Here is a 17866-nt window from a genome sequence, read left to right on the forward strand (position 1 = left end):
GGCAGGGGCCGCAAAGGGGCGGAGAGACTCAGTCGGATTGTCCGGGTCACCACGGCACCCGGCCGGCCTCTTCGATTGGGACTTGCCCTTGGGCGGACCGCACAATGCGCGCCGCATGAGGCCCCTCCCCGACCAAGCCCTGAGCCTGTTGATGGCGCACTGCGCGACGCACACCGAGCAGGCGCCGCGCCTGCAACGCCTGCGCAGCTGGTTGGAGGAGCGCGGCTCGGCCGGGGCCGATTTGGCAGCCCGCAGTCATTGGCCCGCCCACCTCACCGTCAGCGCCCTGGCCTGGGAGGGTGAGCGGGTGCTGCTGATCCATCACCGTGCCTCGGGTCTGTGGTTGCCGCCCGGGGGGCATTTGGAGGCCACGGACCTGAGCCTGCAGGCCGGCGCGCTGCGCGAGTTGCAGGAAGAGACCGGGCTGTGTGTCGAGCCCGAGGGCTTGGAGCTGCCGGAGATGGAACTGCGGGCGAGCGAAGTGCTCGACATCGACAGCCACCCGATTGCGGCCCGCGCGGACAAGGGCGAGCCCGCCCATTGGCATCACGACTTCCTGTTCCTGGTTCAGTTGCAGGGCATGACCCCGGCCTTTGAGCCGCAACCGCAGTGGGCCGAGGTGGCGGGCGCGCGCTGGCTGACCCGCGCCGAGGCCCTGCGCCTGGGCAATGCCCGGCTCAGCCGGGCATTGCAAGGCTTGCCCCGGACAACTACCTGAGGTCCTCGATCACCACCACCCCGGTGTTGCGGCCCACGCCGCGCAACTCGGGCCGGTACATGTCCTCGGCCTGGGTGGCCGGAATGCCGAAGCGGCCCGGGCTGACCACGCGCACCAGGTAGAACAGAGAGAGCCAGTCGGGGCGCAGTTCGGTGGCGGCCACAAAGCGGTCGTCGCGGAACTCGCGGTGTTTGACGCGCGGGTCCTGCGCCGCCTCCTGCAGCTGCTGGCCGTTGGCCACCATCTGCTCGGCCGCCCCCTGGGCCAGGTTGAGGTTTTCGATCTCCAGCCCGGCGGGCACCGGGTCCACGACCAGTGCGTCCTTGATCACCACCCGGCTGCGCGCCTGCACCCGCACCAGCAGCATCTCGCCGACCTTCAGCGTGCGGCCGTTGTAGGCCCGGCCATCGGCCTCCAGCCAATCACGCTTGAGCTCGATCACATCGTCACGCGGCGCGGGGGCGGTGCGCGGAAAGCCGCTGCCGTCCAGCTCGACAAACAAGGGGCTCGCCCCCGAGTTGCTCAAGTTCACCCCCGCGCCCAGCTGGGGCGCGGAGAAGCTGCGCATCTCGCTGGAGCGGCTCTCCAGCGATTCGGCCTTGCCGGCCACGTTCAAGAGCGCACTCCAGGGTGCGCCGCGATTCATACCGCCCGCCGCGCGGGCTGCCTGCACCAGATAGAGCTTTTCCTGCGTGCTGCTCCAGCGCCGATTGCCCAGGTGGTCGGCGGCATCGAAGAGCAGTTGCTCACGCTTGGGGTGCTCGATTTGGTGGCGGTGCATCAGGGCGTAGGCCGCGGCGTAGTCGCGCAGGGCCGAACCGTAGTCGCCCAGCCACTCGCTGCCCCACCACGCGGGCATATTGCGCGGCAGGATGCCGTAGGGGCGCAGCATGGCGTCCTCCAGCGCCGCTTTGGCGCGGCGCTCGTCACCCATCAGCTTGAGTGCGATCGACAGATGCAGCAGCGGCAGCGGTGAGCGGGCGCGGTCGCGCACCGAGTCATGCAGATAGCGCAGGCTGGACAGCGGCGCCTTTTGCTCGCGCGCCAACTGGTAGCCGATGTGCGCCAACTCGGCAAAGCGGCGATGGCTGTCGCGCACCAGCTCGTAGTCGCGCCAGAGGTTGCTCGCGAAGTGGCTGGCCAAGTCCCCCTGCGCCAGGGGGTCGAGCTTCAGCTCTTTGGGCAGGCCCGGGAAGCGATTGGCCGCCTGTGCCAACTCGGTCTGCATCCAGCCCACGGCCTTGGTGTGCAGGCCTTCGGGCACGGCAAAGCCGGCCGCCTTGGCGTCCTGCAGGAAGCCCATCACATAGGCGCCGATGTAGAGCTCGTAGCTGCTGCCGCTGCCCCAGAGCGTGAACGCGCCATTGGCGGCCTGCATGCCGGCGATGCGACCCAAGGCGCCTTCGACAAAGGCCTTGCGCTCGGCCAGGCTCTTGGGCTTGAGGCCCCAGGCCTGGGCGGCAGGCTCGTCCACGAACAGATGCGGATAGGCGGCGCTGGTGGTCTGCTCCAAGCAGCCATAGGGGTAGTCCAGCAGGCCCTGCACCAGCTTGCCGATGTGCAGCGGCGGCTTGTCGCTGACCGACAGGCCCAATTGGGCGCTGCTGGGATGGAAGCGCTGCAGCAGTGCGCCCTCGAGCTTCGTGCTCTCCCCCGCGCCCAAGCGCAGGCGCCGGCCCTCGCGCTCGGGGCCATAGGGCGGCTGCACCTGCAACCAGCTTTCGCGCTGCAAGCTCAGGCCGCTGGCGCTCTTGACGCTGAGCCGCAAACGCCCCAGGCCATAGGGCGCCACGGCCTCGACGGGCAAGCGCAGAACCTGGCGCTGCTTGTCCTTGAGCTGCAGGGTCTGCACTGCGCCGCCTACCTTGAGGGGTGAGTCGCCCTGCAACTGCACGGTGAGCTGCTGCTGCTGGCCGCTCAGATTGCTCAGGTCCAGCGCAATCTGCGCCTGGTCACCCGGGGCGATGAAGCGCGGCGTGCTCAGCTCGGCCACGATGGGCGCGGCACTCACCAACTCGGCCTGTGCCTTGCCGTACTGCCCCTCGTTGAAGGCCACGGCCATCAGGCGCAGGCTGCCGTTGAAGTCGGGGATGTTGAGCGTCACCGTGGCTTCGCCCTTGGCGTCCAGCGCCACCGGGCCGCTGAACAAGTCCACCAGCAGCACCTTCTTGGGCAGGCTCTGGGTGTCGCGCGCGCTGGCGTCACCGCCCCAGCGCTGCTTGGTCAGCTGGCCATCCATCTTCTCGATCAGGCGGCCATACATGTCCAGCCACTCGGCGGCAAAACGCTGCTTGCCGAAGAAGAAATCGAAGGCATCGGGGGTGGCAAAGCGTGTGATGTTGAGGATGCCCACATCCACCGCCGACAGGGTCACATGGGTGGCACTGCCCTTGGCCTGGCCGCTGATCTTGAGCTTGACGGCCACCCGGCGGGAGGGTTCGGTCTTGGCCGGGGCTTGCAACTGCACCTGCAGCTGCCGCTCCTGCCGCGCCAGCGGCAGATGCACCAGACCCACGGCCCGCGCCGGAGTCACGCGGTCCCCCTGGCTGCCGGGGCGGAAGGCGGTGACGGTGGCGTAGAGATCGTGCCGCGCCCAGTCGGGTCCGCTGCCCAGCGGGATCTCCACCTCGCTGCCACTGGCGCTGACGCTGATGCGCTGGCTCCACAGCAGGCGAGCTCCGCTCTGCACCGTCACCAGGGCCTCGCCATCGTGCGGGGGCTGGATGCTCAGGCTGGCGCTCTGCCCCTCCTTGAAGGGCGCCTTGCGCCAGGCCAGCTTGACACGGTCGGGGCGGTTGCCCACGGTTTCTGCGTCCTGCGCACCCCAGCCGGCGTAGAAGCGGTAACGCGCCACCTGAGCGGTCTCGGGGTCGTGCAGCTCCAGTCGGTAGCGGCCATAGCGCACCGGCAAATCCACCCGGCTGCGGGTGCTGCCCAGATCCACGGTCTGCTGCAGCTGCAACTCCTCGGTTTCGATAAAGCCGTTCTGCCAGCCGCGCTGGTCGTCAAAGCGCCAGTGGTACTGGCGGTCCTCGCGCAGCAGCTTGAGCTGCACGCCAGAAACAGGGCGCACCTGGCCTTGAGGATCGACGCGGATCAGCTCGAAACCGGCCTTGGCGTCCTCGCCGGCGACCTCGCGGTCAAAGAGCGGGCGCAGACCGATCAGCTGCTGCGCGGGCCACACGGTGCGCTCGATCGAGCGCACCACCGGCCGGCCGCCGGACTCCAGCAGGCTGAAGCTGCCGGTGACCTTCATCGGGCTGTGCGCGCCCTCACCCGGCAGCGGCAAATCGACCTCGGCCTGGCCTTCCTCGTTGAGCTGGGTGTCGCTGACCTGCTGGCGGCTGCGCCGGCTGTCGTCGGCCACATCACCAAAGTAAAAGCCCGGCCAGGCTTTGGGCAGGGCCTCGCGCTGACGCTCAGAGGCGGCCAACACGATCAAGCGATTGCCGGCGGCCGGCGCGCCATAGAGGTAGTCACCCTGCACACTGACCTGAAAGGGCTCGCCCGGGCCCAAGCTGGGTTTGGCGGTCTTGAGCTCGAGCTTCATGCGCTCGGGCAAGAACTCCTCGACCTGGAAACGCCACACCGTACCCGCCTGCTTGGCGGCAGGGTCGTGACGCAGCTCCAGGCTCCAGCGGCCGGTCTGGGCGTCGGCCGGCAGCGCCAGCTTGCGCTGCAAATAGCCGGGGCGCTTGGGATCGGGGCTCCAACTCTCTTGGCTGACGGTCCGACCATCCGGGCGCTTGAGCGTGGCCTGCAGCGGCAGGGGCGGCGTGGGCCGGCCATCCGAGTCGCGGGCCAGCACCGAGAGCTCGAAGGCCTCGCCCGGGCGATAGAGGTCGCGGCCGGCATAGGCAAAGAGCTTGATGTCGCGCGAGGCATGCCCGCCGATGTCGAACTCGCTCAGGTCCAGGCCGGCATCGCGCAGCCGCAATGGGGTGATCTGCTGGCCCGAGCGCGCCAGCACCAGGGCGGCAGCGCTGCTGGGGTTGTCGATGCGCCAGTGGCCCTGCGCATCGGTCTGGCCCTGGGCCTTGGCGCGGTTGTGGGCATCCAGCAATTGCACCTGCACGCCGGAAAGCGCCTTGCCGCTCTTCAGCGAAGTGGCAAACACGCTCAGGCCCTGGGCTTGGCGCTGCAACTGCAGGCCGATGTCACTCACATAGAAGTGGCTGACCTGGTAGGCCTTGGCAAAGCGCCCGGGTTCGCTCATCACGGCGATATAGACGCCTGGCTTTTGCAACTCGGCAATGTGCTCGACCGGCAGGAAGCTGACGCGCCGCTGGTTGGGCTGCGCTTCGGTCGGGTAGCGCGCCATGTGCACCGAGTCGGTCAGGTTCTTCCATTGGTCGAGCTGCCAGCCATCGGTGGCGCCTTTGAGGCGGTTCGCGTTGCCGTCGTAATACCCACCGTACTCGCCGTCGTATTCGTCCCCCTCGCCCTGCCCTTCTTCGCCTTCCTCTTCGTTGCCCTGAGGCGGCGTGCGCTGCCCGGCCAGGCGATCAAGAAAGCGCGGCAAGGCATCGGGGCGCACACGCAGGAACTGCACATCCACCTCGGGCACATTCACCGTCACGATGGGCAGGCCACCGTTTTGCCCGGCCGGCAGCACGGTGCCGCGGCTGGCGAAGTAGTAGGCCGGCGGAATGCTGTCGCTGCGGAGCGCACAGGCCGGGGTATGCGGCAACTTGGCGGCATCGATGGACAGCAAGCCGGCATCCAGCTCGATGCGATAGCGGCGCTGCGGCTGAATGGCCTGGAAGAACAGCTCACGCGGGTCCTCGCCAACCACCCACTGCCCCTGCACCAGGCGCGCCCCTTGCGCGGTGGCGCCGGGCTGGGCCGGTGCCTTGCCGCCTTGCTCCTGGGCGCTTCCGTCCTGCCCCTGAAGGGGCCCTTGGTCGGCCACGCGGATGAATTTGGCCAAGTCCTGGCGCGCATCCACCGGCTGGCTGAAGGCCAGGCGCAGCGCCGGCGAGTCGTCCAGGTTGTGCACCGTGCACGCCGCCAAATGAAAGCCCTCTGCGGCCGGGGGACGGGCTTGACTCGGGGCGTCAGACCGAGCCGAAGCCGGCGCCGCATCCTGCGTTTCCCAGGCCCTCAGGCCTGCCACCGTCGCCCCGAGAACCGCCAACACCAGCAGCGCCGCCCCGACTGTCTTTGCACCCTCGGCCATCGCAAATCCTCCGCTTGAAGGCGGGCATTGTGGCGGTCCGGCAGGCCTTTCCTGACGGCAGAATCACCGCCGATTTCAGGGAGAACCCAATGAAGAAGATCTTGCTCGCTCTGGCCCTGGGCGCTGCGTTGCCGGCGCTGGCCCAGGAACCTGCCCAAGCCCAAGCCCAAGCCCAAACTCAAGCGCCCAGCGCGGCAGCGTTCACCATCGCCCCGGAGTTGCGCGAGCCGCAGCTTTCACCCGATGGCAAGCAGTTGGCTGCTCTGGTGCGCCAAAACGGCAAGCAGGCCGTGGTGTTGCGCGACCTGGCCGTGCAGCCGCCCCAGTACCGGCCGGTGTTCACCACGCAGGACGCTGAGCTGAGCCTGCGCAGTCTCCGATGGCTGGATGGCGAACGCCTGCTGCTGGGGGTGCGCGATGGTCGACCCATGCGCCGCAGCGATTTGAGCCAGGACGCGCTGATGGTGATCTGGCCCGCCAAGGGCGAGTCCATCAACCTATACAGCGGCGCCGGCGCGGCGGTGCGCTGGAACAACCAGCGCGCGGGCCTGGTGGACAGCGCGCACACCGACGCCAATTTCGTGCTGCTGATGGGCGCCGATCCACGCCTCAAGGGGCATGAGTGGGGCGTCTATCGCATCGACACCCGCAACGCTCAGCGCACCCGGGTGGCGGCGGGCGTGTATGGCGCCATGCGCTACTGGGCCGATGCGCAGGGCCAGGTGCGCATGCTGCTGCGCCGCGACGGCGAACGGATGCAGCTGCTCCACCGCTCGGATTCCGCCAACGCCTGGCAACCGTTACGGGAATGGCCGGCCCATCAACAAACCCCCTGGTTTGCGCTTGGCTTTGGCGAGCAGGCCCATGAGTTCTATGTGCGCAGGGCCGACCAGGTGCTGCGTCTGGATTTGCGCCAGGCCCCTGATCAGGCTGGCGAGCCCGTGGCGCAGAACCCGGCCCTGCTGAATGTCCAATCCCTGCTGCGCGCCCCCGACGGGGCGCGCGTGCTGGGCGCCAGCGCCCCTGGCCTGTCTTACTACTGGGACGCAGGGGCGGCGGCGCAAGCCAAGGGCTTGGCGGAGCGCCTGCAAGGGCAGACCGTGGAGTTGCAGCAGTGGCTGGGCAGCCACTACCTGGCGGCCTCCAGCCGCGAAGACAGCCCGACCCGTTACTGGCTGGGGCAACCCGAGGCCAAGCGTTTTGAACTGCTGGCCGAAGGCCGCCCGGGGCTGCGCGATCTGCCGCAGATTGAGCGCGAGCGCCTGAATCCCGCAGGGGCCGGACCGCTGCTGCTGCGCCGCCTCAAAGGCAGCGCGCCGGCCCCGCTCATTTGGTGCATGGACTGCACGCTAGAGGACAGCGACAGCGGCGACACGGCCTTCAACCCTTTGATGGCCTTTCTCGTGAGCCGGGGCTTTGCGGTGGCCACGCCGCAGGCGGCCAATTCAGGCAGCGCCTGGGCGCGCGGTCTCTTGCCCTGGGCGGACGGGCAGATCCCGCGTGTACTAGCGGCGCTCAAGGCCTTGCGCCAGCACCCCTGGGTCCTGGACCAAGCGCCGGTGCTGATCGGCCGTGAGTTGGGCGCCTATCTGGCGCTGCGCCTGGCCCCAGCCTTGACCGACCAGGGCGGCGTCAAGGCCGTGGTAGCCATTGGCGTCATGACGGATTTGACGGCCCAATTGGCGCGGCTCGATGACGCACGATTCACCGACGCAACCCGCGATCGCTTCCGCAAACTACTGGGCAACAGCGACGCCGCTGACTTGCGCGCCGGCTCGCCGATTCATCACACCGCGCAGATGCCCGCCCGGCTGCTGATCGTGCACGGCGAGCGCAACGGCAATGTGGAACCCAATCAGGCCAAGGCATTGGCCGAGGCCCTGCGGACGGCCGGACGGCAACCCCAACTGCTGCTCCTGCCTGGCGCCAACCACGACATCAGCGACGGCCCGGAGCGGCGCCATGTGCTGGAGGCCATCGAGAACCTTATCAAGCCCTGAAAGGCAAAAGGGCGCCGCCCCTTGCGGAGCGGCGCCCAGATCAGGCCGGCTTGATCAACCGTGCTTGGCGTCGAAGAACTGCTCGTCTTCGGTGGAGCCCTTGAGCGCGGCGGTGCTGGCGTTGGCTTCGATGGTGGTGGTGACGGCATCGAAGTAGCCGGTGCCCACCTCGCGCTGGTGCTTCACGGCGGTGAAGCCCTTCTCGGCCGCGGCGAACTCGGCTTCCTGCAACTCGACGAAGGCGCTCATCTGATTGCGGGCGTAGCCGTAAGCCAGGTTGAACATCGAGTAGTTCAGGCTGTGGAAACCGGCCAGGGTGATGAACTGGAACTTGTAGCCCATGGCACCCAGCTCGCGCTGGAACTTGGCGATGGTGGCGTCGTCCAGGTTCTTCTTCCAGTTGAAGCTCGGGCTGCAGTTGTAAGCCAGCAGCTTGCCGGGGAACTTGGCGTGGATGGCGTCCGCAAAGGCCTTGGCGAAGGCCAGGTCGGGCTTGCCGGTCTCGCACCAGATCAGGTCGGCATAGGGCGCATAGGCCAGGCCGCGGCTGATGGCTTGTTCGAGGCCGTTCTTGGTGCGATAGAAGCCTTCAACGGTGCGCTCACCGGTGCAGAAGGGCTTGTCGTTGTCATCGATGTCGCTGGTCACCAGGTCGCCGGCTTCGGCATCGGTGCGCGCCACCAAGAGCGTGGGCACGCCCATCACGTCGGCGGCGAGGCGGGCGGCGACCAGCTTGGCCACGGCCTCACGGGTGGGCACCAGCACCTTGCCGCCCATGTGGCCGCACTTCTTGGCACTGGCCAGCTGGTCTTCAAAGTGCACGCCCGAAGCACCCGCTTCAATCATGGCCTTCATCAACTCAAACGCATTGAGCACGCCACCAAAACCGGCCTCGGCATCGGCCACGATGGGGGCGAAATAGTCGATGTCGTTCTTGCCCTCGGCCCACTGGATCTGGTCGGCGCGGGCAAAGGTGGCGTTGATCTTCTTCACGACCTTGGGCACCGAGTCCACGCTGTAGAGCGACTGGTCGGGGTACATCTCGCCATTGCTGTTGGCGTCACCCGCCACCTGCCAGCCGGAGAGGTAAATGGCCTTGAGGCCGGCCTTGACCTGCTGCATGGCCTGGTTGCCCGTCAGCGCGCCCAGGGCGTTCACGAAGGGCTCGTTGTTCACCAGGCCCCAGAGCTTTTCAGCGCCGCGCTTGGCCAGGGTGTGGTCCACCTGAACCGAGCCGCGCAGGCGCACCACGTCGGCGGCGGTGTAGCCACGCTGGATGCCGGCCCAACGGGGGTTTTCGGCCCAATCCTTTTCGAGGGCGGCGGCTTGTTGTTCGCGGGTCAGGGTCATGAGAGTCTCCGGTTCAGGTAGTGAAAAGGGAAGCAGGAATGGGCTCAAGCCTACGGACCCTTCCCCAACACCGGCTGACAATTGGAGGCAACGCTCTAGGAAAATAAATCCTTCAATATCAAAGACTTACAAAACACATTCCGCAATGTGGATTTGTGTGTTTCATAACAAGAAATTAACACGGGACGCCTTAGTCATCAAATCCACATTGCGAAATTGCCTTTTCGCAATGCGCAATCCAAGGGGATCACAACCCGCCGACGAAATAGCGCTTCAAACCCGCCAACACCATCTCGACCGCGATGGCGGTGAGCACCAAGCCCATGAGCTTTTCCAGCGCCGAGACCACCGAATCCCCGAGCAGCTTGCGAATGCGCTCGGCCAGCAGCAGGGTCAGCCCGCAGATCCACATGGCCACCGCAAGGGCCGCAATCCAGTGCCAAATCTTTTCCGGTTGGCGCGAGGCGAGCAGCAGCACCGTGGCCATGGCCGAGGGGCCTGCCAACAAAGGCACGGCGAGCGGGAAGATCAGTGGCTCTTTGCCAGGCGTCACGCCATAGACCGACTCGCCCTGGCTGGAAAAGATCATCCGAATCGCCACCATCAGCAGGATCACGCCACCCGCGACCTCCAAGGAACGCTCACTGAGGTGCATCACGCGCAAAAAGCCCTCCCCCGTGAACATGAAGCCCAACAGCACCAGAAAGGCAATCGAGACCTCGCGCATGGCGACGCGGGCTCGCCGTTCGCGCGGCACCTCGCGCATGATGGGAATGCAAATCGGCAGGCTGCCCAGCGGGTCCAGCACCAGCAGCAGCAGGATCAGGGCGGAGACGAAGTTGTGGTCCATAGTGGCAGGGGAAGGGTGAATCGGGCCAGTCGCGACCTTACGCCGCTCGAGCGGCGCGGGCTTTGGGGTAAGCGCTATCGTGTACGCATGAACACCCCCGTTGTCTTGGAAACACCGCGCTTGCGCCTGGAACCGTTTGCACCGGCGCATCTGCAGGCCCTGAACGCCATGAACGGCTTGCCAGAGGTCTATCGCTATCTAAGTGGCAGCCCCGAGACGCTGCAGCAGACGCAGACGGTCATCGAACGGGTACAAGCGCGCTGGCAACAATGGGGTTGCTCTTGGTGGTCCCTGATGGCTCGCGATACCAACGAGTTGGTCGGCGCCGGTTGCGTTCAATACCTGGGCCAGGATCCCGCCAATCCCTTGGAACTTGGTTGGCGCCTGCACCCCAAAGCCTGGGGCCGAGGCTTGGCCAGCGAAGCCGCGCGCCACATGGCCGACTGGGCCTTTGACCACTTTGAGCGCGACGCGCTTTGCGCCGTTTGCCATCCCGATAACCAGGCAAGCCGTGCGGTGATGCAACGCCTGGGCATGCACTACATCGGCGAGCAAGCCTGGTACGACATCAGCTGCGCGGTCTATGAATTGCGGCGCAGCGATTGGGCGGCAGCCCGGCATTCGCGGTAGCATCTGCCGCGAAAGAATGATGCGCCTCGGAGGCTCAAAAAATGGAAAACAACAAACTGGATGCGATTGACTGCAAGATTATTGAAGTCTTGCAACGAGACGGGCGAATCTCGAATGTCGACCTGGCCACCGAGGTGCAACTCTCCGCGCCGCAATGTTTCCGGCGTGTGCGGGCACTGGAAGAGCGCGGCGTGGTGCGCGGGTATCGGGCGCTGATCGCGCCGGAAGCCCTGGGCCTGGGCGTGACCGCCTTCGTGAGCCTGAACATCAGCGGAGACGCCTTTTCACGGGTGCGCGACATCGAAGCCCTGCTGCGCGACTTCCCCGAGGTGCTGGAGATTCATACCGTCAGCGGCGACTCCGACTACCTGCTCAAAGTGGTGGTGCGCGACCTCAAGAGCCTGTCGCGCCTGCTGACGGATCGGCTGATGCAGATCGAAGGGGTGGCCGATGTGCGCTCCATGGTCTGCATGGAAGAGGTCAAACCGCCTTCGGCCCTGCCGATTTGACGCCGCTGGGCTCAACCCCGCGGATGGTGCTGAGCCACCACCTGTTTTAGGCGCTCGCGCGCCACATGGGTGTAGATCTGGGTGGTCGACAGGTCGGCATGGCCCAGCAGCAACTGCACCGCGCGCAGATCGGCACCGTGATTCAGCAGATGCGTGGCGAAGGCATGGCGCAAGGTGTGCGGGGACAGCGGCGCCGTGATGCCCGCCTGCACGGCATAACGCTTGATCAGGCGCCAAAACATCTGCCGGCTCATGGCCGCGCCCTGAACGGTGACGAACAAAGCCTCGCTGCGGCGCGCCCCTAGCAGCGCACTGCGGGCATCCATCAGATAGCGGGTGATGGCCTCACGCGCGGGTTCGCCCATGGGCACCAGTCTTTCCTTGTCGCCCTTGCCGCGCACGCGCACCAGGCCATCGCGCAAATTCAGCCCAACGCTGGGCAGGCCCACCAATTCGCTGACCCGCAAGCCGCTGGCATAAAGCAGCTCCAGCATGGCGCGGTCCCGCAGGCCCAGCGGCGTGTCAAGGGGCGGCGCCGCCAGCAGCGCGTCCACCTGGGCCTCGCCCAGGGTCTTGGGCACGCGCAAGGCCTGCTTGGCGGCACCCAGGCGCAGCGTGGGGTCCACAGTGCAGCGGCCCTCGCGCAGCGCCCAGCGAAAGTAGCGCTTGAAACTGGACAGGCGCCGATTGGCGCTGCTGGCCTTGGACTGGCTGTGGCGTTGATGGGCATAGGCCATCAGGTCGGATTCCTTGGCCTGGTCCAGCGCCTTTGCAGATTGCGGACCCTGCTTCATCAGCCAGTCAGCCAAAGCGCTGAGATCGCGGGCATAGGCCTCGCGGGTGCGTTCGGCCAAGCCTTCCTCCAGCCACAGGGCGCGCACGAAGGCTTCAATGCCGCTGCGATCCGGCATTGGCGCCGACGCCACAGACTCGGTTTTTTTCATCTGGAAGTTGGCGACTGATCCATTCAGTTGTCATCATCTGCGGGTAAGTGCCCAGCCATCGGCGGGCATTTCACCGCAACACTCGCACCCTCGTTTTCCACTAGAGAGACCGCTCCGCGGTCCGCAGCACTTATGCGCATCCAACAATCATTCTCGGCCCTGGGTTTGGCCGCCCTGCTGGCTCTGGCCGGCTGCGGTGGCGGCAGCGGCGACAACACCGCGGACACCACGCCGCGCACGCGCATCAGCGCCGTCAAAGTGTTTGGCGACAGCCTGCAGGATTCCGGCACCTTCGGTCTTCGCTTCACCGTGGCCGGTGTGGACAACCCGCTCTATGTGGAGCGTGTGGCGGCCAGCTACGGCAAGACCCTGTGCAACTTCTACGTCTTCAATGGCGCCACCTTTGCGGCCAATCCGACCGCAGGCTGCACCAACTTTGCCATCGGTGGCGGCCGCGTCAGCTACACCGGCGCAGGTGCCTCGGCGGCCAATCCGCTGAACGTACCCACCCAGCTGGCCACTGCGGCTTCGATGGGCAACTTCGCTGCCACCGACCTGCTGATCGTGGACGGCGGCGGCAACGACGCCGGTGACCTGGTCGAGGGCTATCTGGGTGCCAGCCGCGACGGCGGTGCGCGCTTCGCACAAATCCTGGGCTCCGTCATGACCCCCACGCAGCTCGCTGCTGCGCTCGCCGGCGGTGCCGCCGGGTTGCCGGCCGCAGGCACCCAGTACATGAGCCTGCTGGCCGACCGTCTCTATGACAGCGTCAAGACCCATGCGCTGGACAAAGGCGCGCAGCAAGTGGTGCTGATGAACATGCCCGGCATCCTGAATACGCCGCGCTTCCAGGGCGTCTTGGCCCAGATCGCTGCATCCGCCGGCGCCAGCACCCGCGCCCAAGCTGAATCCTTGTTCAAGTCCTGGATTGAGACCTTCAACAACCGACTGGCCGAGCGCGCCCGCTCGGAAGCGCGCGTGGCCCTGGTGGACTTCTACACCGAGTTCAACACCCAGTTCCAATTCCCGGCCCAGTTCGGTCTGACCAACGTGACCAAGCCTTTGTGCACGGACTTCAACGCTCAGTGCTCGGCCACCTATTTGTCGGCCAATCCGCCGGCAGGCCAGACCGCCGACTGGTGGAAGACCTATGCCTTCTCGGACGGTTTCCACCCCACCCCCTATGGCCACCAGCTGGTCGCGCAACTGATCAGCCGCACCATCGCCGCCAAGGGCTGGCTGTAAGTCGCAGGAGCAACGCATGAAAAAAATCTACGCACGCACTTTCGCCATCTCCCCCCTGCTGCTGGCCCTGAGCGGAGCGGCCTTCGCGCAATCCGCCGGTGACATCAGCGTGCGCCTGGGTGCCACGCAGATCGTCCCCAAGGTCGAGAGCGGTTCCTTGAGCGCGCCCTCCTTCTTCAATGCCCAAGTCGATGTGCTCAAGGCCGATTCCTGGGGCGGTGGCATCACCTACCACTTCAGCGATCGACTGGCCCTGGACCTGCCCTTGATGATGCCCTTCGAGCATGACGTCATTGGCGCCGGCTCGCTGGCTGGCGTGGGCAAGCTGGCCACGGTCAAGGTCATCCCCGTGACCCTGATGGGCCAGTTCCGCCCGCTGGGCTCGAGCTACAGCCTGCGCCCCTATGTGGCCGGCGGCCTGACCTATGCCCACACCAAGGAGACTCAATCCACGGCGGTGCTCAATGGTCTGTCCGGCGGCACGCTGGCCAAGCCCACCACCATGGACATGAAGGGCAAGTTCGGTGTCACCGCCCAGGTGGGCCTGAACTGGGCCGTGACCCAGCGCATCTTCCTGGATGTGTCGGCCATGAAGACCTTCATCAATGGTGAGGGCGTGCTCTCCACCGGCCAGCGCGTGCGCCTGGAACTGAACCCGGTGTCCTACTCGGCCGCTGTGGGCTATCGCTTCTAAGCCTCTCAAGGCCTGCTGACAGGGCGGCTTCGGCCGCCCTTTTTATTGCGCCAGCGCCCAACTCGCATGGCGTTGCACCTGCTCACTGCGGTCGGTCATCCTTTCCCTCAGCGCGGCGCGAATCTGCGGACTGCTCGGGCTGCCGGCTGCCAGCGCATTGCCCAACGCCACGGCCACATTGCGCTGCCAGCGCTCGATGCCGATGCGACGGATCGCCGAGCCCTCGGTCTGGCGCAAAAACTCCGCTTCGTCCCAGGCCCAGTAGCGCAGCAAATCCGGCTGCTCCCACACCGTGCGCGGCGCGAAGTCCGGCAGGCTTTGCGTCTGCGCGAACTTGTTCCAGGGGCAGGCCAGCTGGCAGTCGTCGCAGCCATAGATGCGATTGCCAAGCAGAGGTCGCAGGGCTTCGGGAATGTCGCCCGCGTGCTCGATGGTGAGGTAGGAGATGCAGCGCCGCGCGTCCACCTGATAAGGCGCAACGATGGCCCGGGTGGGGCAGACGTCGATGCAAGCCGTGCAGCGGCCGCAGTGAGGGTCCTGCGGCGGCGTGGTGGGCAGCGCCAGGTCCACGAACAACTCGCCCAGAAAGAACATCGAACCGCCCTCGCGGTTCAAGAGCAGGCTGTGCTTGCCGCGCCAGCCCAGGCCGCTGCGGCTGGCCAACTCCACCTCCAGCACCGGGGCCGAGTCGGTAAAGCAGCGGTGGCCGATGGCCCCCACCTCTTGCTGCAAACGGTCGGCCAGCTTTTGCAGCCGGGCGCGCAGCATCTTGTGATAGTCCCGCCCTCGGGCATAAAGCGAGACCTGGGCGTGCTCGGGCCGTTTCAAGCCGGCCCACTCCACCGCCTGCCAATCCGGGCCGTGCCCGGGGCTCAGATAGTCCATGCGCGCCGTGATCACGCTGACCGTGCCAGGCACCAATTCGGCCGGACGCGCACGCTTCAGGCCGTGCGCGGCCATATAGCCCATCTCGCCATGAAAGCCCGCCGCCAGCCAGGCCAACAGGCCGGGCTCCGCGCTGCTCAGATCGATGGGGGCCACGCCGATTTGGGAGAATCCCAGCGCCTGACCCCACTCCTGGATCCGGGCCACCAGGGCGGCCGGCTGGGAAACCGCTGGAGAAGACTCCTGGGCAGGCTCAAGTTTCATCGACGACATGACCTTGATTCTAGAAACCCGCACCCTGCACTGGCCCGACGAGGCCGCTACCGAAACCGCTGCGCAAGCCCTGGCGCGCAGCCCCGAGTTGATGCCGGCCCTGATCCTGCTGGAGGGCGGATTGGGCGCGGGCAAGACCACCTGGGTGCGGCATCTGCTGCGCGCACTGGGCGTCACGGGCCGCATCAAGAGCCCGAGCTATGCGGTGCTGGAGAGCTACGCTCCGCCTGCCGGTCCGGTACACCACTTCGACTTCTATCGCTTCAGCGACCCGCGCGAGTGGGAAGACGCTGGTTTTCGCGAGATCCTGGCCGGCGAAGGGCTCAAGCTGGTGGAGTGGCCCGAACATGCCGAGGGCTTGCTGCCACAGGCCGATCTGCGGCTGCAGATCCAGGATGAAGCGGCCGAGCACGTTGAAGGCCAAGTTTTCGGTGACATTGAAGGTGAAGGCCGGCGCAGCGTGAGCGCGCAGGCCCTGAGCCCGCGCGGCCGCGCCCTGCTGCAGGCGCTGGCCGCATGAGTTCCCGGCGATTGCTGCTGATCCACGGCGCCTGCGCCTGGGCCCTTCCTCTGGCGGCCCCGGCGCAACCGGGTGACGCCGAATTGGTGGCCGTGCGCCTGTGGCCGGCCCAGGCCTATACGCGGGTCACGCTGGAGTCCGACAAGCCCCTGGTGGCGCGTCACTTCATCACCGAAGCGCCCGAGCGCCTGGTGATCGACATCGACGGGCTCACCCTGTCGCCGCGCCTCAAGGAGTTGGTGGCCAAATTGCAGGCCAATGACCCCTTCATCGCCAGCGTACGCGTCGGCCAGTACCAGCCCCGCGTGGTGCGCCTGGTGCTGGATTTGAAGCAATCCATTGCGCCCCAGGTGTTCACGCTGGCCCCCGTGGCCGCCTACCAGCACCGACTGGTGCTGGACCTCTATCCGGCTCTAGGCGCCAAGGACCCGCTGCTTGCGCTGGTGCAAGAGCGCGAAGTCAATGCCGCGGCAGCCGCGGCCGCGGTCAACGACGAGCTGGGGCAGTGGATCGAGAAGCTGCCGCAAAAGGGCGCCACACCCCCAAGCTCCCCCGCCCTGCCCTCGCCCACCGGGGCTGCGTCGGCGCCTTCACCGGCCGCCTCATCGACCGTGCCCGCCGTTCCGGCCACGCCCCCCACCCCTGCCGCCACCCCACCGGGCCGGCGACCGCGGGTCGAGCGCCTGATTGTGGTGGCCCTGGACCCCGGCCATGGCGGCGAGGACCCCGGCGCCATCGGCCCCACCGGGCTGCAGGAAAAGGACGTGGTGCTGGCCGTGGCCAAGCAGCTGCGCGAGCGCCTGTTGGAGCAAGCCAATCTGCGCGTGCTGATGACCCGCGACGCCGACTACTTCGTGCCCCTGCATGAACGGGTGCGCAAGGCGCGCCGTGTGGGCGCGGACCTCTTCGTGTCCATCCATGCCGACGCCTTCATCCGCCCTCAGGCGCGCGGCGCCTCGGTCTTTGCGCTGGGCGAAAAGGCCGCCACCAGCGCGGCGGCCCGCTGGCTGGCCGACAAGGAAAACGCCGCCGACGCCGTGGGCGGCTTGAACAAGCTGGCGGTGCGCGATGAGGGCGTGCTCAAGGTGCTGGCCGACATGAGCACCACCGCCCAGATCAAGGACAGCCTGAAACTCGGCGGCGAGGTGCTCACCCAAATCGGCCGCGTGGGCAAGCTGCACAAGGCCCAGGTCGAGCAAGCCGGCTTTGCCGTGCTGAAGGCGCCTGATGTGCCCTCCATCCTGGTCGAGACCGCCTTCATCTCCAATCCCGAGGAAGAAGCCAAGCTGCGCGACCCTGACTACCAGCGCGAACTGGTCGAGGCCCTCGCCAAGGGCATCCAGCGCTACCTGGCCCGCCGGCCGCCGCTCAAGCGGCCTGTTGCTTAGGCGCGTTCAGCGCAGCGAGCGAGGCCAGTAGCGCGGTGGCCCGCTCCAGGCTTTCGGGCTGTGCAAACACATCCCCGGGGCGGTTGGCGTAGGCCGCCACCGCGCCGCCAAAGTGCATGCCCAGGTAATCGGCGGTGAGCTTGAGCGTCTGCACCAGCGGCTCGGCAAAGGCCGGGTCCTCGTCGCTCAGGGTGGTGATGAGGGAGAGCGTCTTGCCCGCCATGCGCGCCTTGAAGTCCGCGCCCGTCACGCGCAGCCAGGGGCTCCAGTAATCCAGATAGCGCTTCAGATCGGCCGGCAGGCTGTACCAGTAGACCGGGGCCACAAAGACGATGTGTTGGGCCGCCAGGGTCTGTTCCAGCAAATGGGCCTCATGCCCCTCGGGCGGGCCAAACACGGCGCCGGGCTGGTGGCGCCGGTCCTCAAAGCGCGGCAGCGGGTGGTCGAGCAGGGACAGCCACTGCACAGTCTGCGTAGCCGGCAGCGCGGCCGCTGCGGCGCGGCGCGCCAGTTGTTCGGAATTGCCGTCGCGGCGGCCGCTGCCGAGGACGAAGAGGAAGTTGTGTGAAGGGTCGACAGGGTTCATCCAACGCAGGATAGGAAAGCCCGCACGGGCCTGCCGCCCTAAACCTGAAAGCCCACCGTGCGCGACGGGGCTCAAGGCCGGCACCGCGCACCCGA

14 protein-coding genes are annotated in these 17866 nt (G+C 66.9%); 8 read left to right on the top strand and 6 right to left on the bottom strand.

Annotated elements, in window-relative coordinates:
• Positions 1 to 115: 115 nt before the first annotated feature.
• Positions 116 to 718, top strand: a complete 603-nt coding sequence (locus FF090_RS10550; RefSeq protein ID WP_138856688.1) for an NUDIX hydrolase — start codon at positions 116 to 118, stop codon at positions 716 to 718.
• Here FF090_RS10550 and FF090_RS10555 read toward each other — a convergent pair.
• Positions 711 to 5897, bottom strand: a complete 5187-nt coding sequence (locus tag FF090_RS10555; protein WP_138856689.1) for an alpha-2-macroglobulin family protein — start codon at positions 5895 to 5897, stop codon at positions 711 to 713. The genes FF090_RS10550 and FF090_RS10555 overlap by 8 nt on opposite strands.
• An 89-nt stretch (positions 5898 to 5986) precedes the next feature.
• Between FF090_RS10555 and FF090_RS10560 the strand changes: the two genes are divergently transcribed.
• Complete coding sequence (locus FF090_RS10560) at positions 5987 to 7897, top strand: alpha/beta hydrolase family protein (protein ID WP_138856690.1); 1911 nt, start codon at positions 5987 to 5989, stop codon at positions 7895 to 7897.
• A 54-nt stretch (positions 7898 to 7951) separates the two neighbouring features.
• Here the strand turns inward: FF090_RS10560 and aceA are convergent, their stop codons facing one another.
• Entirely contained in the window at positions 7952 to 9247 is a 1296-nt protein-coding gene (aceA, locus tag FF090_RS10565) for an isocitrate lyase (RefSeq protein ID WP_375137376.1), read from the bottom strand.
• 247 nt (positions 9248 to 9494) lie between these two features.
• A complete protein-coding gene (locus FF090_RS10570) occupies positions 9495 to 10097 on the bottom strand; it encodes a MarC family protein (RefSeq protein ID WP_138856691.1) in 603 nt (200 codons plus the stop codon).
• 87 nt (positions 10098 to 10184) lie between these two features.
• Between FF090_RS10570 and FF090_RS10575 the strand changes: the two genes are divergently transcribed.
• Complete coding sequence (locus FF090_RS10575; protein WP_138856692.1) at positions 10185 to 10727, top strand: GNAT family N-acetyltransferase; 543 nt, start codon at positions 10185 to 10187, stop codon at positions 10725 to 10727.
• 41 nt (positions 10728 to 10768) lie between these two features.
• Positions 10769 to 11236: an Lrp/AsnC family transcriptional regulator gene (locus FF090_RS10580; RefSeq protein ID WP_138856693.1), complete on the top strand. Its 468-nt coding sequence runs from the start codon at positions 10769 to 10771 to the stop codon at positions 11234 to 11236.
• A gap of 11 nt (positions 11237 to 11247) precedes the next feature.
• On the opposite strand, the gene xerD is transcribed toward FF090_RS10580, so the two are convergent.
• Positions 11248 to 12147: a site-specific tyrosine recombinase XerD gene (gene xerD, locus FF090_RS10585; protein ID WP_138856694.1), complete on the bottom strand. Its 900-nt coding sequence runs from the start codon at positions 12145 to 12147 to the stop codon at positions 11248 to 11250.
• Positions 12148 to 12312: 165 nt separating this feature from the next.
• Between xerD and FF090_RS10590 the strand changes: the two genes are divergently transcribed.
• Both FF090_RS10590 and FF090_RS10595 read left to right on the top strand, forming a co-directional pair.
• A complete protein-coding gene (locus tag FF090_RS10590) occupies positions 12313 to 13425 on the top strand; it encodes an SGNH/GDSL hydrolase family protein (RefSeq protein ID WP_138856695.1) in 1113 nt (370 codons plus the stop codon).
• Positions 13426 to 13441: 16 nt separating this feature from the next.
• Positions 13442 to 14119: an OmpW/AlkL family protein gene (locus FF090_RS10595; RefSeq protein ID WP_138856696.1), complete on the top strand. Its 678-nt coding sequence runs from the start codon at positions 13442 to 13444 to the stop codon at positions 14117 to 14119.
• Positions 14120 to 14161: 42 nt separating this feature from the next.
• On the opposite strand, the gene queG is transcribed toward FF090_RS10595, so the two are convergent.
• Positions 14162 to 15268, bottom strand: coding sequence for a tRNA epoxyqueuosine(34) reductase QueG (queG, locus tag FF090_RS10600; RefSeq protein ID WP_175423753.1), 1107 nt, complete (start codon positions 15266 to 15268; stop codon positions 14162 to 14164).
• A gap of 7 nt (positions 15269 to 15275) precedes the next feature.
• Between queG and tsaE the strand changes: the two genes are divergently transcribed.
• Positions 15276 to 15797, top strand: a complete 522-nt coding sequence (tsaE, locus tag FF090_RS10605) for a tRNA (adenosine(37)-N6)-threonylcarbamoyltransferase complex ATPase subunit type 1 TsaE (RefSeq protein ID WP_138856697.1) — start codon at positions 15276 to 15278, stop codon at positions 15795 to 15797.
• Positions 15794 to 17185 carry an N-acetylmuramoyl-L-alanine amidase gene (locus tag FF090_RS10610; RefSeq protein WP_138856698.1) on the top strand — a complete coding sequence of 464 codons (1392 nt, stop codon included), beginning with the start codon at positions 15794 to 15796 and terminating at the stop codon, positions 17183 to 17185. Before tsaE ends, FF090_RS10610 begins: the two co-directional genes overlap by 4 nt.
• Here the strand turns inward: FF090_RS10610 and FF090_RS10615 are convergent.
• Positions 17166 to 17771, bottom strand: a complete 606-nt coding sequence (locus FF090_RS10615; protein WP_138856699.1) for a flavodoxin family protein — start codon at positions 17769 to 17771, stop codon at positions 17166 to 17168. The two genes, FF090_RS10610 and FF090_RS10615, sit on opposite strands and share 20 nt — an antisense overlap.
• Between the last annotated feature and the right edge of the window lie 95 nt (positions 17772 to 17866).

This window comes from Inhella inkyongensis, assembly GCF_005952805.1.
GTDB lineage: Bacteria > Pseudomonadota > Gammaproteobacteria > Burkholderiales > Burkholderiaceae_C > Inhella > Inhella inkyongensis.

Bases quoted from the DNA above. Each gene is read 5' to 3' on its own strand.
- queG (WP_175423753.1), bottom strand. From the start codon at position 15,268: ATGAAACTTGAGCCTGCCCAGGAGTCTTCTCCAGCGGTTTCCCAGCCG.
- aceA (WP_375137376.1), bottom strand. From the start codon at position 9,247: ATGACCCTGACCCGCGAACAACAAGCCGCCGCCCTCGAAAAGGATTGG.
- FF090_RS10595 (WP_138856696.1), top strand. From the start codon at position 13,442: ATGAAAAAAATCTACGCACGCACTTTCGCCATCTCCCCCCTGCTGCTG.
- FF090_RS10615 (WP_138856699.1), bottom strand. From the start codon at position 17,771: ATGAACCCTGTCGACCCTTCACACAACTTCCTCTTCGTCCTCGGCAGC.
- FF090_RS10555 (WP_138856689.1), bottom strand. From the start codon at position 5,897: ATGGCCGAGGGTGCAAAGACAGTCGGGGCGGCGCTGCTGGTGTTGGCG.
- FF090_RS10560 (WP_138856690.1), top strand. From the start codon at position 5,987: ATGAAGAAGATCTTGCTCGCTCTGGCCCTGGGCGCTGCGTTGCCGGCG.
- FF090_RS10610 (WP_138856698.1), top strand. From the start codon at position 15,794: ATGAGTTCCCGGCGATTGCTGCTGATCCACGGCGCCTGCGCCTGGGCC.
- FF090_RS10580 (WP_138856693.1), top strand. From the start codon at position 10,769: ATGGAAAACAACAAACTGGATGCGATTGACTGCAAGATTATTGAAGTC.
- FF090_RS10570 (WP_138856691.1), bottom strand. From the start codon at position 10,097: ATGGACCACAACTTCGTCTCCGCCCTGATCCTGCTGCTGCTGGTGCTG.
- xerD (WP_138856694.1), bottom strand. From the start codon at position 12,147: ATGCCGGATCGCAGCGGCATTGAAGCCTTCGTGCGCGCCCTGTGGCTG.
- FF090_RS10550 (WP_138856688.1), top strand. From the start codon at position 116: ATGAGGCCCCTCCCCGACCAAGCCCTGAGCCTGTTGATGGCGCACTGC.
- tsaE (WP_138856697.1), top strand. From the start codon at position 15,276: ATGACCTTGATTCTAGAAACCCGCACCCTGCACTGGCCCGACGAGGCC.
- FF090_RS10575 (WP_138856692.1), top strand. From the start codon at position 10,185: ATGAACACCCCCGTTGTCTTGGAAACACCGCGCTTGCGCCTGGAACCG.
- FF090_RS10590 (WP_138856695.1), top strand. From the start codon at position 12,313: ATGCGCATCCAACAATCATTCTCGGCCCTGGGTTTGGCCGCCCTGCTG.